Annotated in this window: 14 protein-coding genes; 13 read left to right on the top strand and 1 reads right to left on the bottom strand. The window is 60.2% G+C overall.

Annotated elements, in window-relative coordinates; genetic code table 11:
• From HJB83_RS06145 to HJB83_RS06115, 7 genes are all read left to right on the top strand, one after another.
• Entirely contained in the window at positions 1-942 is a 942-nt protein-coding gene (locus HJB83_RS06145; RefSeq protein WP_221131430.1) for a PfkB family carbohydrate kinase, read from the top strand.
• 327 nt (positions 943-1269) lie between these two features.
• The gene (locus HJB83_RS06140) at positions 1270-2418 is read left to right on the top strand and encodes an ABC transporter ATP-binding protein (RefSeq protein WP_221131429.1); all 1149 of its coding nucleotides are present in this window, start codon (positions 1270-1272) and stop codon (positions 2416-2418) included.
• 132 nt (positions 2419-2550) lie between these two features.
• On the top strand, positions 2551-3627 hold the full coding sequence (locus HJB83_RS06135; protein WP_221131428.1) for a Gfo/Idh/MocA family protein: 1077 nt from the start codon (positions 2551-2553) through the stop codon (positions 3625-3627).
• The gene (locus HJB83_RS06130) at positions 3627-4472 is read left to right on the top strand and encodes a sugar phosphate isomerase/epimerase (protein WP_221131427.1); all 846 of its coding nucleotides are present in this window, start codon (positions 3627-3629) and stop codon (positions 4470-4472) included. The genes HJB83_RS06135 and HJB83_RS06130 overlap by 1 nt, the downstream gene beginning before the upstream one ends.
• Entirely contained in the window at positions 4469-5278 is an 810-nt protein-coding gene (locus HJB83_RS06125; protein ID WP_221131426.1) for an alpha/beta fold hydrolase, read from the top strand. Before HJB83_RS06130 ends, HJB83_RS06125 begins: the two co-directional genes overlap by 4 nt.
• Before the next feature lie 4 nt (positions 5279-5282).
• Positions 5283-5984 (top strand): ribulose-phosphate 3-epimerase, encoded by a 702-nt coding sequence (locus HJB83_RS06120; RefSeq protein WP_221131425.1) that lies wholly within the window; start codon positions 5283-5285, stop codon positions 5982-5984.
• Between the two features lie 14 nt (positions 5985-5998).
• Positions 5999-6964: an ROK family protein gene (locus HJB83_RS06115; RefSeq protein ID WP_221131424.1), complete on the top strand. Its 966-nt coding sequence runs from the start codon at positions 5999-6001 to the stop codon at positions 6962-6964.
• A 40-nt stretch (positions 6965-7004) separates the two neighbouring features.
• On the opposite strand, the gene HJB83_RS06110 is transcribed toward HJB83_RS06115, so the two are convergent.
• Positions 7005-8018 carry a substrate-binding domain-containing protein gene (locus HJB83_RS06110; RefSeq protein ID WP_221131423.1) on the bottom strand — a complete coding sequence of 338 codons (1014 nt, stop codon included), beginning with the start codon at positions 8016-8018 and terminating at the stop codon, positions 7005-7007.
• Positions 8019-8287: 269 nt separating this feature from the next.
• On the opposite strand from HJB83_RS06110, the gene HJB83_RS06105 reads away from it, so the two are divergent.
• The 6 genes from HJB83_RS06105 to HJB83_RS06080 all read left to right on the top strand — a co-directional run bounded on the left by HJB83_RS06105 (position 8288) and on the right by HJB83_RS06080 (position 14504).
• Positions 8288-9547 (top strand): ABC transporter substrate-binding protein, encoded by a 1260-nt coding sequence (locus HJB83_RS06105; protein WP_221131422.1) that lies wholly within the window; start codon positions 8288-8290, stop codon positions 9545-9547.
• A 70-nt stretch (positions 9548-9617) separates the two neighbouring features.
• Entirely contained in the window at positions 9618-10604 is a 987-nt protein-coding gene (locus HJB83_RS06100) for a carbohydrate ABC transporter permease (protein ID WP_221131421.1), read from the top strand.
• A complete protein-coding gene (locus HJB83_RS06095) occupies positions 10604-11434 on the top strand; it encodes a carbohydrate ABC transporter permease (RefSeq protein WP_221131420.1) in 831 nt (276 codons plus the stop codon). Before HJB83_RS06100 ends, HJB83_RS06095 begins: the two co-directional genes overlap by 1 nt.
• Before the next feature lie 10 nt (positions 11435-11444).
• On the top strand, positions 11445-12470 hold the full coding sequence (locus HJB83_RS06090; protein WP_221131419.1) for an ABC transporter ATP-binding protein: 1026 nt from the start codon (positions 11445-11447) through the stop codon (positions 12468-12470).
• Between the two features lie 61 nt (positions 12471-12531).
• Positions 12532-13317: a ThuA domain-containing protein gene (locus tag HJB83_RS06085; RefSeq protein ID WP_221131418.1), complete on the top strand. Its 786-nt coding sequence runs from the start codon at positions 12532-12534 to the stop codon at positions 13315-13317.
• Between the two features lie 149 nt (positions 13318-13466).
• A complete protein-coding gene (locus tag HJB83_RS06080; RefSeq protein WP_221131417.1) occupies positions 13467-14504 on the top strand; it encodes a Gfo/Idh/MocA family protein in 1038 nt (345 codons plus the stop codon).
• Positions 14505-14560 lie beyond the last annotated feature (56 nt).

Raw genomic sequence — 14560 nt, 5'->3', positions numbered from 1 at the left:
GTGTCGCGCCCGCTCCAGGTTCTGGGCTTCGGCGCCCTTGCCATCGATGACATCATGTATGTCGATCGCGGGCTTTCGGCCGGCAAGGGGAAGGTGACGAAGCGTGCCACGGACCACGGCGGCAATGTGGCGACGGCCCTTGTTGCCGTCGCCCGGCTTGGCGGGCGCGCCGGTTTCATCGGCTGGCTCGGCGATGAGCCTGCGACCGATCTGGCCGGTGCCGAACTCGAGCGTGAGGGCGTCGACATATCCCTGGCGCCCCGCCATGCCGCTGCCGCGCCGATCCGCTCCGTGATCACCGTCGGTCCTGACGGCGACCGGTTCATAGCCTATGACGACGATGTGCTGCACGGCACATCCGATGCGCTGCCCGATGACGTTTTGATGCAGGCCCCAGTCCTGCTGATCGATGGATATGCCACGCATTCGGAAAGCGTCGTGGCGCGGGCACGGGCGCTCGGCCTTGCCGTGATAGCCGATATCGAATGGACGGTCGGTGCCGCGACGGACCGGATCCTAGCCTTCGCCGACCATCTGGTGCTGCCGCTCGCTTTCGCAAGGGAGTATACCGGCGCAGGCGATCCGGCGACCATCCTGGAGAAGCTTTGGTCAACGGATCGGTCCGCTGTCGTGCTGACAGATGGTGAACGAGGGACCTGCCTCCGCCAGAAAGGCGATCCCACCCGGTGGTATTTGCCGGCCTATCAGGTTCAGGCGGTCGACACGACCGGCGCCGGCGATTGTTTTCACGGGGCCTACGCTCTTGCTCTTGCCGAAGGGAAAGCCCCGCTTGATTGCGTAGCCCATGCCACAGCGGCTGCTGCCATTTCCGTGACCGCACGGGGAGGGCGCAGGGGGCTGCCGGACAATCGCACGTGCCAGGCATGGATGGCAGGGGAGAATGCACCGGCGCCGCGCCCGATTCCGGGATGTCACGATTAGCGTGCAGTTGCTCGGTGTCGGAGTGGTTGGCGGCTCGAGCGGAAACGCACGCTGCTCGTAGGGCTTGAAAGATCCTTCAACAGCCGCCGCGCTGGCTATAAAAATTACGCGCGTAAAAAAATATTAGCGCGCAGACAAATCTTGTATTTTTGATTAAATCCGAAATATTTCAAATGGATACGGTTATTTTTCGGCAACGCGTGGCAGAAACCGCTCAATTCTTTTGTTGACTTTGAAGCTCAGGCCTGAGCCTTCTTGTCGAAAGGATCGGAGGTGGCGGCAAGCGCCGGTCGAAGACGTGAGCGGACTGATACGGGAGGACGAGACGTGGCTGTGGTTGTACTGGACAAAATCTGCAAGACCTATGGAAACAGCTACCATGCGATCAAGGATCTGAGCCTGACGATCCATGATGGTGAGTTTCTGATCCTGGTCGGTCCATCCGGATGCGGAAAATCGACGGCGCTCCGCATGATTGCCGGCCTCGAGGAAATCAGCAGCGGAACCTTGAGCATCGGCGGTCAGGACGTCGTCGATCTTGCGCCCAAGGATCGGGACATCGCCATGGTCTTTCAGAGTTATGCGCTTTATCCGCACATGACGGTGTTCGACAACATCGCCTTTTCGATGAAGCTGGCCGGAAAGACCAAGGCCGAGCGCGCCAAGCGCGTGCATGAGATCGCCAAGATCCTGCAGCTGGAAAGCCTGCTTGGGAACAAACCCGCCCAGCTTTCCGGCGGCCAGCGCCAGCGTGTTGCGATGGGCCGCGCCATGGTTCGCGAGCCCGCGGCATTCCTGATGGACGAACCGCTCTCGAACCTCGATGCCAAGCTGCGTGTTCAGATGCGCGCTGAGATTGCCAGCCTGCAGAGACAATTGGGCGTGACGACGATCTACGTGACGCACGACCAGACCGAAGCGCTGACCATGGGCGATCGCGTCGCGGTGCTGAAGGGCGGCGTGCTCCAGCAGGTGGATACGCCGAAGGTCCTCTATCACCGCCCGGTCAATGTATTCGTCGCCGGGTTTATCGGTTCGCCGTCGATGAACCTTTTCGAGGGGCGTCTGGAGAGTGGACGGATCCATCTGCCAGGCTTCTCCATCCCCTTGTCCGACGGCGCCTTCGAGCGGGCTCCCGGTCTTTCCGCCTTCGAGGGAAAGGCCCTGATCTTCGGCGTTCGGCCCGAGGATCTCTATGACAGCCGGTTGCCGTCCGGAGCCTCCCATCCGACGATCCCGGTTGTCGTGAAGTCGATCGAGGAGCTTGGCTCCGAGTTGATCGTGCATTTGAAGATCGACGCGGTCCGGATCGATTCGGGCGACCCCGACGCCGTCGAAGATCTAAGCGGTGCCGCCAACGCCGTCGCGAGGTTCGAGGCTGTCAGTACGGTCGAGACAGGCCAATCGATCAATCTGGCAATCGACCCGGCGAAACTGCACTTTTTCCATCCTCAAACACATATGGCTTTGAACTGACGAGGGAGCCGGGAGGCGCTGATGGCGGTTCGGCTGGCAGAAGACGTCTTCGGCGTTTGACGTCTTGAAAGCCAATCCGTTCGGCGCCGAAACCAGCGTTCATCTTCAACATCCGACCCAGAGGGCTTATCGATGCCAGCAAAACAGCAACAACGCCTCCGCATCGGCGTACTGGGAGCCGGCCAGATTGCCCAAGCCGCGCACTTCGAGAGCTGCACGAAGGCTGTGAATGCCGATCTCTATGCGATCTGCGACGTAGCCGCGGATCTCCGCGAACGTATGGCAATCACCCATGGAGCGGAAAAAACCTATGACGACTACGACAGGATGCTGGCCGATCCCGAGCTCGATGCGGTGATCATCGCGACCGCCGATGCCTTTCACGTCCCGGCCTCCATTCGCGCCCTTCAGGCGGGCAAGCATGTGCTGTGCGAGAAACCCGTCGGTGTCACCGTCGAGGAATGCCTTGAACTGAAGGCTGAAGTCGACAGGTCGGGAAAGGTGTTTCAGGTCGGGCATATGAAGCGTTTCGACGCGGGGCTGCAGGCGGCGAAATCCTTCATCCGCGATGAGATGGGTGAGATGGTTGCCCTGAAAGCATGGTATTGCGACAGCACGCACCGCTATCCGATGACCAATGCGGTCCAGCCCCTGATCGTCAGCAGCGCCAATGCGCGCAAACCCTCCGCCAATCCGAAAGCCGACCTGCGCCGCTACTACATGCTGGCGCATGGTTGCCACCTGATCGACACGGCCCGTTATTTTGCCGGCGACATCGTCTCGGTCAATGCCCGTTTGTCCGAGCGAGCCGGCATCTGGTGCTGGTTCGTCGACGTGGAATTTGCCTCCGGCACGCTCGGTCATCTCGATCTCACCGTTCAGGTGCGCATGGACTGGCACGAGGGCTTCCAGATCTATGGCAGGAACGGCAGCATTTTGGGCAAGACCTATAACCCGTGGTACTACAAGACTAGCGAGGTCGACATTTTCCGGGAAGCCGATGGCGCAACCCATCGTGTTCTCGGCGCCGATGGCCATTTCTACCGCCGTCAGGTCGAAGGCTTCGCCCGCACCATTCTGGACGGCGCGGTGATGGAAGGCGCCGACATCGATGATGGCCTGGCCTCCGTACGGGCCATGGTCGCCGTCGCGCGTTCCGTCGAAAGCGGCAAGGCGGTTGCACTGGCTGACGTCACGGGTGGCGTGTGATGAAGCTCGGCATCTTCGCAAAGACCTTCGAGGGAATTGAGCCCTCGACCGTCCTCAATTCGGTCGCCCGGGCTGGGTTCGCGGCAGCACAATACAATATGGCCTGCTCGGGTCTGCCGCCGATGCCGGAAAGGATTACGCAAGCCCAGGCCCGCGCGGTTACGGAGGCGTCGCTCAAAAGCGGCGTCGAGATCGTTGCCGTTTCCGGCACCTACAACATGATTCATCCCGATCCCGCCCTGCGCGAGACAGGCCTTCGCAATTTGGCGACGCTGGCCGGGCGCTGCGCCGGCATGTCGACCGCCCTGATCACGCTCTGCACCGGCACCCGCGATCCCATCGACCAATGGAAGGCGCACGCCGACAACGACACGCCGGAGGCCTGGCGCGATCTCCTCGACGCCATGGAAGCGGCCATCGCAATCGCCGAGCGCTATAATGTGGATCTCGGCATCGAGCCCGAACTTGCCAATGTCGTCAACTCGGCTGAGAAAGCCCATCGGCTGATCACCGCATTGCAGAGCCCGCGCATCAAGATCGTGCTCGATCCGGCCAATCTTTTCGAGGTCGCGACGCTGGACGAACAGCGCAGCATCGTGTCTTCCGCGATCGACCTTCTGGCCGATCGGATCGTCATGGCGCATGCAAAAGACCGCAATGCTAACGGCAGTTTCGCGACCGCCGGCAAGGGCGTCCTCGACTATGCGCATTATCTCGGCCGTCTCAAGGCAATTGGTTTTACCGGCAGTCTCGTCACGCACGGTCTTTCGGCCTCGGAAGCGGCCGGTGCGGCGGCCTTCCTGAAAAAGACTCTCGACGGCGAAGGCGTGGGGAGAGGACGATGAGACGGGCTGAACCGTTCGAAACCAGCGACGGGACCATTCTCAACGTCGATATGGCGGGCGAGGGTGCGTCGGTCATATTCCAGCACGGCCTATGCGGAGACGCGGCGCAGACGGACGAGGTCTTTCCGCTCGAAACCGGATATCGCCGGGTTACGGTCGAAGCCCGCGGCCACGGCCGTTCTTGGGCCGGTAATCTGGAGCAGTTGTCGATTGCGACCTTCTGCGATGATATCGCCGTTTATATCGAGAAGAACCTTATGCTGCCGGTTGTGGTCGGCGGCATCTCGATGGGTACTGCGATCGCCTTGCGTCTCGCGGTCAAACGGCCCGATCTCGTCAAGGCGCTGATCCTGGCAAGGCCGGCCTGGCTGACGGCATCGGCGCCTGACAATATGGCGCCCAATGCCGAAGTCGGCCGGCTTCTGAAAACTCTGCCGCCGGGTGAGGCAAAGCAGGCATTTCTTGCCGGACCTGTGGGCGTGCGGCTCGCCGCCGAGGCGCCTGACAATCTGGCCTCGCTTGCCGGGTTTTTCTCCCGCGCGCCTCTGGATGTGACCGCCGAACTCCTGACCAGGATCTCAAATGACGGCCCTGATGTGACCGACGCGGACGTTGGCAATCTCGCCTTGCCGACGCTCGTCATCGGCCATGATCGCGACAGCATCCATCCTCTTGGCCACGCGCGTGCTCTTGCCGAGCAGATTGCCGGCGCGCGTTTCGCGCAGATCACGCCGAAAACGGAGAGCCGTCCGTTATATGTCGCCGACTTTCGGCTTGCCGTCGGCAATTTTCTGAAGGAGCTCTGAGACAATGCCTACCCCCTCCAAGACCTGGATCGAAGATCTTCCGAAGGATCGACTGATTGCCGAATTCTCCGTCTGGTCGGCCGATCTCATGCGTCTCGCGGATGATCTCGGACGTGTCGATCCTCACGTCGACATCCTCCATATCGATGTCGCCGACGGCCATTTCGCGCCGGCAATGTTGTTTTTCCCCGATCTCGTCGCCGGTGTGCGCAAAGTTTCCGCACGCCCGATCCATGTTCACCTGATGGTTGCCGACAGCATCATCCTGTCGCAGATCGATCAGTTCGCCGATGCGGGCAGCGACCTGATCAGTCTTCATGTCGAAAACGAAAGCGTTGCCGACGAGGCTCTCGATCTTCTCGACCGCCGCGGTGTCGCAGCCGGCATGGTCCTCAAGGTCGAGACCCCGGTCGAGCGGATAGAAAGATACGTTTCCCGGCTGAGCTTTGTGACGCTGCTCGGCACGGCGATCGGCGTGAAGGGCCAGGGCCTCGACGAGAAAGCCGGCGCCCGGCTTCAACAAGCAAAGCAGATCATCGCCGGCTGCGGTGCGGCTCATCGGATCGTGCTTGCCGCCGACGGCGGCATTCGCGAGCACACTGTGCCCCTCCTGCGCCAGTCCGGTGCGGAAACGGTCGTTCTCGGCTCCCTGGCTTTCAATGCGCCCTCGCTCGACGAGCGGATGGCGTGGGTCCGCACACTCTAAAGCTTGGTCTTCACATGCAGCAGGTTGCCATTGGTATAGACCTCGGCGGAACGCAGGTGCGCGCAGCCCTTGTCAACGAGCAGGGCAGGATCCTGACGCGCTTGGCTGAACCAACGGATGCGCTGGATGGCCCGAACCGGGTGCTCGCCCAGATTTGCGGCTTGGCCGATCGGCTGCTTGCGGCATCCAACCCTGCTTCGGTGGTCGGCGTCGGCGTATCCGCCCCAGGCCCGCTCGATACCGTCGCCGGTGTCGCAACCGATATCCCGACCCTTTCGGGCTTTGTCGATTTTCCGCTGAAGGCGGAGTTGCAGAAGCGGTTTCCGTTTCCGGTCGATCTCGAAAACGACGCCATTGCTGCGGCGATCGGCGAGTGGCAATTCGGTATCGGCAAGGGACTTGATAACCTTATCTACGTCACGGTGAGCACCGGGATCGGCGGCGGGGTTATCTCGGATGGTCGCGTGATCCGGGGCCGCAAGGGCATGGCAGCCCATGTTGGCCACATGTCGGTCGTGCCGAACGGCGAGCTTTGCCCTTGCGGCAACAGAGGCTGTTTCGAGGCCTATGGCTCCGGACCGGCTTTTGCGCGGCGCGCCCAAATAAGGGCGATGGAAAGTCGCGAGACGACGATCGGCAGCGACGGCGGCGCCATCGACAGCCGCAGCGTTTTCGCGGCGGCCCGAAATGGCGACCGTCTGGCAAATCAACTGGTCGACGAGGAAGCGGAAATTCTCGGCCGCGGCTTCACTAGCCTCATCCATATCTTCAGTCCCGATATCATCGTCATGGGGGGAGGGCTCTCCCACGAGTTCGACCGTCTGCAACCGGGCATTCAGGCCTATATCAGCCAATGGGCAATGCCGGCATTCAAGGATGTCAAGGTGATGCTGGCGGCATTGGATCAGAACTCGGGCCTCATCGGCGCGGCGGCTCTGGCGTTTCTGGCGGGGAAGGTCGCTCCGATCGATTCTCTTTAGAAAACTACGCCGAACCCACGCTCATCGCGAGGTTGCTCTGTCAGGGCGGCTGGGCGGTACTTTCCCTCAGGATCAGTTCGACCGGCCACAATTCGTGGACCTCCTCCGCGGCCCGTCCAGCGATGAGCTGCAGCGTCAGTTCCGCGCAGCGTGTGCCCGCAGCACGCATGGAGGATCGCGTCGTCGAGAGCGACGGCGCCATGTTTTCGGCCGTCAGATAAGGGAAGACGTCGTCATGGGCGATGACCGACACATCCTGCCCCACCGTCATCCCAAGCGAACGCACGGCGCGGTAAACACCGAGCGCGGTCATTGTGGAACCGGCGACGATCGCGGTCGGCGGGTTCGCCCTTTCGAGGAAAGAGCGGGCATGGCGAAAGCCGATCTCATCGGAGAATATATCGCAGACCATCAGGTTGGGATCTGCGGCGAGCCCACGCTCCTGTAGTGCAGTGCGAAAACCATGCTCGCGATGGATAGAATAGGTTTTTCCCCGCAGGCCGTTGATCATGGCGATGCGCCGGTGCCCGAGGTCGAGCAGGTGTTCGGTGGCCCTGCGCACGGCATTTTCATTGTCGATATCGAGCCAGGCGTGAACCTGATCGGTCTCCGACCGGCCGTGAACCAGGAAAGGCAGATGAAGGCTGTTCAGCAGCTCGATCCGCGGATCCTTGGGGCGAGGCGAATGAATGATGATCGCATCCACCCGGCGGCTTTCGACCAGGCGTCGATAGGCCTGCATCTCGTCGCCGTCATTGTCGGCGGTAATAGGTGTGATGAGGATATCAGTATCGGCCGTTTCCAGACGCTGCGCCATGCCCGACATGAATTCAGCGAAATGGATTTCCCCCGAACGCGCCATCATGACGCCTATCGCTCCGGCTCTTCCGGTCTTCAGCCTTACGGCATTGATATCGGGGCGATAGCCAAGCCGCATTGCTTCGCTTGCAACCCGGGCTCGCGTGGCTTCGCTCACCTCTGGGTAGCCGCTAAGTGCACGGCTGACCGTCGTCGGAGAAAGCCCAAGCTGCTTTGCAAATTCACGAAGTTTCATCGGATGTCTTCTTTATCTCGGCAATCAATGGACGATGCATTGGCGATGCGCAACGGGCAAGTGCCTAATTCAGCGGCGATTGAAATCGATTTCAATATAGCTGACTTGGGGTGTTGCCTGTAGGCGCCAGAAATTGCCTCGTAAGCTGTATATGGTGCCAGTATTGACATGTTGCGCAACTGTTAAGTGTTAATTTTGCGGCTTGACGCCGCCAAGGCCTTCTGCAATGTTCTGTGGGCCAAATCGATTTCAATTTCTGGGAGGAGATCATGAAACAGTTTGCCTTTGCCTTAACCGCGCTTGCCGTCGCGGTCGCCGGCCCGATCCGCGCTGCCGAAATTTCGTTCGCCGCCAACACCACCGGGAAAAGCATCGAATTCCTTCAGAAGCAGGTGGCGGTTTTCGAGAAGAATACCGGCAATCATGTCAAGCTCGTCACAATGCCATCATCGAGCAGCGAGCAGTTCTCCCAATACCGCCTATGGCTTGCGGCCGGAAACAAGGACATCGATGTCTATCAGACCGACGTGATCTGGGCGCCACAGCTTGCCGACCAGTTCATCGATCTCAAGGAGGCCACCAAAGACGTGGTCGGCCAGTTCTTCCCGTCGATCATCGCGTCGCAGACCGTTAATGGCCGGCTCGTGGCGTTGCCGTTGTTTACCGATGCTCCGGCGTTGTTTTACCGAAAGGACCTGCTCGACAAATACGGCAAGCAGCCGCCGAAGACCTGGGACGAGATGGCCGCCACCGCTAAAGAGGTTCAGGATAAAGAACGTCAGGCCGGACAGAAGGACCTCTGGGGCTACGTGTTCCAAGGGAATTCCTACGAGGGGCTGACCTGCAACGCGCTGGAATGGGTGAAGTCGTCGGGCGGCGGCCAGGTCGTCGAGACGGACGGGACGATCTCCATCAACAATGAGAAGGCGGCTGCAGCACTCGAACGCGCCAAGGGCTGGATCGGCACGATCTCACCGCCAGGCGTGCTCGCCTATCAGGAAGAAGAATCGCGCGGCGTCTGGCAGACCGGTAATGCCGTCTTCATGCGCAACTGGCCCTATGCCTATTCCCTCGGCAATGGTGCCGACAGCGCCGTAAAGGGCAAGTTCGACGTGATGACGCTACCGGTCGCGGCCGCCGGCGACAAGCCGTCTTCGACGCTTGGCGGCTGGAATCTGGCAGTGTCGAAATACTCCGACAAGCAGGAGGCGGCCATCGCGCTCGTGAAATTCCTGGCGTCGAAGGACGTTCAAAAGGCGCGTGCCGTCGAGCTGTCCAATTTGCCGACGCTGACGGACCTTTATGACGACAAGGATGTTGCCGCGGCACAGCCCTTCATGCCGAACTGGAAACCGATCTTCCAGGACGCGGTGCCGCGTCCTTCAGCGACGGCCAAAGTCAAGTACAATGAAGTGTCCTCGAAGTTCTGGACTGCAGTTCACAACACACTGTCCGGCAGCGGCTCAGCTGCCGAGAACCTCGAGCTTCTCGAAGCCGACCTGACGACCCTCAAGGGCGACGCCTGGTGACTATCGGGACCGGCGGCTGCCAAGCCGTCGGTCCGGTCTTCGGCCTGAGCCAACGAGGAGTAGGCGTTTCATGACAGAAATCGTAGTTCCACAAGCAATTGAACCAAGGGTTACCAAGCTCAGAGCCTCTACGGAGCTGCAATCCGAACGCATTCGATCTGCCTGGATGTTTCTGGCGCCGACGCTGCTGATCCTGGCGATCGTCGCCGGATGGCCGCTGTTCAGAACGATCTATTTCAGCTTTACCAATGCGTCCCTCAACGACCTTGGCAACGCGCAGTTCGTCGGCTTTTCCAATTATTTGTCGTGGGTGACGCTGAAGAGCGGAAGGACTGTCTATCGCGGGCTGCTTGCCGATCCGGTCTGGTGGCATGCCGTCTGGAATACCGCCAAGTTCACCGTCCTTTCGGTCGTGATCGAGACCGTGCTCGGGCTGATCGTCGCCCTGGTGCTGAATGCCCGATTCGTCGGGCGTGGGATCGTTCGGGCCGCAATCCTCATTCCGTGGGCGATCCCAACGATCGTCTCGGCCAAGATGTGGGCCTGGATGCTCAACGACCAGTTCGGTATCCTGAATGACATTCTGCTCGGCTTCGGCCTGATCAGCGAGAAGATTGCCTGGACCGCCAATCTGGAAACGGCAATGATCGCAGTGCTGATCGTCGACGTCTGGAAGACGACGCCGTTCATGGCGCTTCTGATCCTTGCGGGACTGCAGATGGTTCCGGGCGACATCTATGAGGCCGCCAAGATCGACGGCGTCAATCCGATCAAGGTGTTCTGGCGTCTGACGCTGCCGCTGATCCGGCCGGCCATCATGGTTGCCGTGATCTTCCGGATGCTGGATGCGATGCGCATCTTCGATCTGATCTATGTCCTGACGCCCAACAATGCGCAGACGAAAACCATGTCGGTGATGGCGCGCGAGAACCTGTTCGACTTCGACAAATTCGCCTACGGCGCCACCGCCTCAACGGTGCTTTTCCTGATCATTGCCTCCGTCACCGTCCTTTATATCTGGCTCGGCCGCGTCAAGCTCGGTGGGGAGGAACGTTGATGCTGCTTTCGATCGCCAAAAATACGCTCTTCTACCTGCTCGTCACGATCATCGTCATCATTGCGGTGTTTCCGTTCTACTATGCCATCCTTACGAGCCTGAAAACCGGCACGGCCCTTTTCCAAGTCGATTACTGGCCGACCTCGATCTCTTTCGCCAACTACACTTCCGTGATGGGCCAAGGCGGGTTCGTTCGCAGTCTTGCGAATTCCGCGATGGTCGCCTGCGTCGTGGTTTCCGCATCGCTGTTGCTTTCGATCACGGCGGCATTCGCCTTAGCGCGGGTGAATTTCCGTGGGCGGGCGCTGTTGATGCTGACCATCCTCTCGGTGTCGATGTTTCCGCAGATCGCCGTTCTTGCCGGCCTCTTCGAACTCATTCGCTGGTTCGGCATCTTCAACACGCCTTTCGCGCTGATCTTCTCCTACATGATCTTCACCCTGCCGTTCACCGTCTGGGTGCTGACGACCTTCATGCGGGAATTGCCGATCGAGATCGAGGAGGCGGCGATCGTCGATGGCGCCTCACCATGGGTCATCATCACCCAGGTGTTCATGCCGTTGATGTGGCCGGCGCTGGTGACGACCGGGCTGCTTGCTTTCATCGCCGCGTGGAACGAGTTCCTTTTTGCGCTGACATTCACATCATCGGATACGCAGCGGACCGTCCCAGTGGCCATCGCCCTGCTGTCGGGCAACAGCGAATTCGAGATCCCCTGGGGCAACATCATGGCGGCGTCGGTAATCGTCACCGTGCCGGTTGTCGTGCTTGTTTTGATATTCCAGCGCCGGATCATTTCGGGACTGACCGCCGGCGGCGTCAAGGGTTGAGGAGTAGGACATGGCAGAAATTCGACTGGAGAATATCCGCAAGAGCTTCGGTGCTTTCGAGGTGATCAAGGGCGTGACGATGGACATCCGCAGAGGCGAGTTCATGGTGTTTGTGGGGCCGTCGGGATGCGGTAAGTCCACGCTGCTGCGGCTTATCTCCGGCCTGGAGGACATTACGTCAGGAACCCTCTCCTTTGACAGCACGATGGTGAATCAGCACGCGCCATCGAAGCGAGGGATCGCCATGGTGTTCCAGTCCTATGCGCTCTATCCGCATATGACGGTCTTCGACAACATGGCTTTCGGCATGAAACTGTCCGGGCGCACCAGAGACGAATGCCGCCAGCGTGTTGAAGAGGCGGCGGGTATGCTGCAGCTCTCACCCTATTTGGATCGCTTGCCGCGCCAGCTTTCCGGCGGACAGCGTCAGCGCGTCGCAATCGGGCGGGCGATCGTCCGCGATCCCAAGGTCTTTCTTTTCGACGAGCCGCTGTCCAACCTCGATGCGGCGCTTCGCGTCGCGACCAGGCTGGAAATCGCCAAGCTTCATCGCAGCATGCACAACACGACGATGATCTATGTGACTCATGATCAGGTCGAGGCGATGACGCTGGCCGATCGGATCTGCGTGTTGAGGGACGGCGTCGTCGAGCAGATCGGCACGCCGCTGGAGCTTTACGAAAGCCCCAATTCGCTCTTCGTTGCCGGCTTCATCGGTTCGCCAAAAATGAACTTCCTGTCGGGCGGGCTGGCACAGCCCTATGACAGCCATACAATCGGCGTGCGCGCAGAGCACGTTCGCATCACGGCCGAGTCGCCGATTTGGAGCGGCACGGTCATTCATTCGGAAATCCTCGGCTCCGATAGCTTTGTCTATGTGGATATCGGGGCGGACGAGCCGCTCATCGTGCGGGAGGCCGGTGTCTCCCGTCACGAGCCAGGCCAGACGCTTGGCCTTGCACCACTTGCCGGCCATGTCCACCGTTTCGACCCCTCAGGCCGGGCGCTGGAGCGGGCATCCCTGCGGGCTGCCTGATCTTCCCAGGGTCGATGCTCTTCCCAAGGCTCGATCCGTTTAACTACCAGGAGTGAACAACGTGACCATTCGCACCATTGTCTGGGGTGAAAACATCCATGAGAACACCAATGAAATCGTCCGGGGCATCTATCCCGAAGGCATGCACACGGCGATCGCCAATGCGCTGAATAGCGATTCCGATATTTCAGCGACGACAGCGACGCTGCAGGAGCCGGAACACGGCCTCAGCGAAGCCCGCCTTGCCGAAACCGACGTGTTGACCTGGTGGGGCCACAAGGATCATGGCGCGGTCTCTGACATCGTCGTCGAGCGGGTCGCCAAGCGCGTCTGGGAAGGCATGGGCCTGCTTGTCCTGCATTCCGGGCATTTCTCGAAAATCTTCAAGCGGCTGATGGGCACGCCCTGCGCGCTGAAATGGCGTGAGGCGGGCGAGCGCGAGCGGCTGTGGACGATCAACCAGCGCCATCCGATCGCCGCAGGCATCGGCGAGCATTTCGAGCTCGAGAACGAGGAAATGTACGGCGAGCAGTTCTCGGTGCCGGAGCCGCTCGAAACGGTATTCATCTCCTGGTTCCAGGGCGGCGAAGTGTTCCGCTCGGGCCTGACCTGGCGCCGTGGCGCCGGCAACATCTTCTATTTCCGCCCCGGCCACGAAACCTATCCGACCTATCACGACATCAATGTCCAGAAGGTGCTGATCAATGGCGTGAAGTGGGCCTATAACCCGCAGGGGTCGTTGACGAGCATTACCGACGCTCCAAATGTGCCGGTAGAAAAAGCACTGGAGCCGATCGTTGAACGTGGCCCTAGACTTCACCAGGCCGGCGAAGCCGGTTACCGCTGAGGAGCTGAGACACCTTACTCGCGTGGACGCCAAGCCAGGGTTGGCCCGGAAGAAACGGGCTGATCTCTTCCTTGGCAAGAGCGTCGGGCGCTTGCGAAAGACGACCGATTTTGCTGCCAACAATTCGACAAACAGCCATGAGGACAAAGATGCGCTTGATCATTCTCGGAACCGGAGGATGGGCAAATACCCATGCCATGAATTTCTCGGAAATCGCCGGCGTCAAAATTGTTGCCGCCGTCGATACGGACGAGGTCCGGTTGCGGGCTTTCGCGCTCAGGCATGCTATCCCGCTGACTTTCACATCGCTCGATGACGCTCTCGCCTGGGGGGAGTTTGATGCCGTGACCAATGTCACGCCGGATCGCGCCCACTATTCCACGACGATGAAGATACTTCGCGCCGGCAAGCATGTGCTCTGCGAGAAGCCGTTGGCGGTGAACTACCGCGAGGCCAAGGAGATGGCCGACGCCGCGGCGGCGTCCGGCAAGGTCACAATGGTAAACCTGACATACCGGAATGTCGCGCCGCTGCAAGCAGCGCGCAGGATGGTGCTTGACGGACGTCTCGGCGCGATCCGGCATTTCGAAGCCTCCTATCTCCAGAGCTGGTTGGTCTCAAAGGCTTGGGGAGACTGGACCAAGGAATCGCAATGGCTTTGGCGGCTGTCGACGAAACACGGCTCCAATGGTGTGCTTGGTGATGTCGGTATCCATATTCTCGACTTCGCGGTCTTTGCCGCCGGAAGCGACGTCAAGGCGGCGGCATCGCATCTTAAAGTGTTCGACAAAAGCCCTGGCAACCGGATCGGGGAATACGACCTCGATGCAAATGACAGTTTCTTGATGATGGCTGAACTCGAAAACGGTGCGGCTGGCGTTATCCATGCAACGCGATGGGCGACTGGCCATCTGAACGAATTGCGCCTGCGCCTGCATGGAGACAAGGGCGCGCTGGAGGTGGTGCATACGCCTGAGGGCTCGACGCTGAGGACCTGTGAAGGCGCTGACGCCGACAAGGCAATCTGGCGCAAGATCGAAGTCGAACCGGTCATCACCAATTTCCAACGATTTGCCAACGCCGTGCGAAAAGGACAGCCGGACGAGCCAGGTTTCGGCCACGCTGCCAAGCTGCAATTTGTTCTTGATCACGCGGTGAAGACGGCGGGCGCTTTGACTGATCTTTAAAGCCCTGTCAGATTGAACCATTCTGTTGGCTCAAACGGAGTCGGATGGTGGATCGG

Source organism: Rhizobium sp. NZLR11 (assembly GCF_019685115.1).
Taxonomy (GTDB): Bacteria; Pseudomonadota; Alphaproteobacteria; order Rhizobiales; family Rhizobiaceae; genus Rhizobium.
Note: the sequence above shows the minus strand (reverse complement) of the source record. Positions and strands in the feature narration are given on the sequence as shown.

What these genes read in the sequence shown, in the direction of transcription:
- HJB83_RS06135 (WP_221131428.1), top strand. Translation starts at nt 2,551, where the DNA reads ATGCCAGCAAAACAGCAACAACGCCTCCGCATCGGCGTACTGGGAGCC.
- HJB83_RS06130 (WP_221131427.1), top strand. Translation starts at nt 3,627, where the DNA reads ATGAAGCTCGGCATCTTCGCAAAGACCTTCGAGGGAATTGAGCCCTCG.
- HJB83_RS06125 (WP_221131426.1), top strand. Translation starts at nt 4,469, where the DNA reads ATGAGACGGGCTGAACCGTTCGAAACCAGCGACGGGACCATTCTCAAC.
- HJB83_RS06120 (WP_221131425.1), top strand. Translation starts at nt 5,283, where the DNA reads ATGCCTACCCCCTCCAAGACCTGGATCGAAGATCTTCCGAAGGATCGA.
- HJB83_RS06115 (WP_221131424.1), top strand. Translation starts at nt 5,999, where the DNA reads ATGCAGCAGGTTGCCATTGGTATAGACCTCGGCGGAACGCAGGTGCGC.
- HJB83_RS06110 (WP_221131423.1), bottom strand. Translation starts at nt 8,018, where the DNA reads ATGAAACTTCGTGAATTTGCAAAGCAGCTTGGGCTTTCTCCGACGACG.
- HJB83_RS06105 (WP_221131422.1), top strand. Translation starts at nt 8,288, where the DNA reads ATGAAACAGTTTGCCTTTGCCTTAACCGCGCTTGCCGTCGCGGTCGCC.
- HJB83_RS06100 (WP_221131421.1), top strand. Translation starts at nt 9,618, where the DNA reads ATGACAGAAATCGTAGTTCCACAAGCAATTGAACCAAGGGTTACCAAG.
- HJB83_RS06095 (WP_221131420.1), top strand. Translation starts at nt 10,604, where the DNA reads ATGCTGCTTTCGATCGCCAAAAATACGCTCTTCTACCTGCTCGTCACG.
- HJB83_RS06090 (WP_221131419.1), top strand. Translation starts at nt 11,445, where the DNA reads ATGGCAGAAATTCGACTGGAGAATATCCGCAAGAGCTTCGGTGCTTTC.
- HJB83_RS06080 (WP_221131417.1), top strand. Translation starts at nt 13,467, where the DNA reads ATGCGCTTGATCATTCTCGGAACCGGAGGATGGGCAAATACCCATGCC.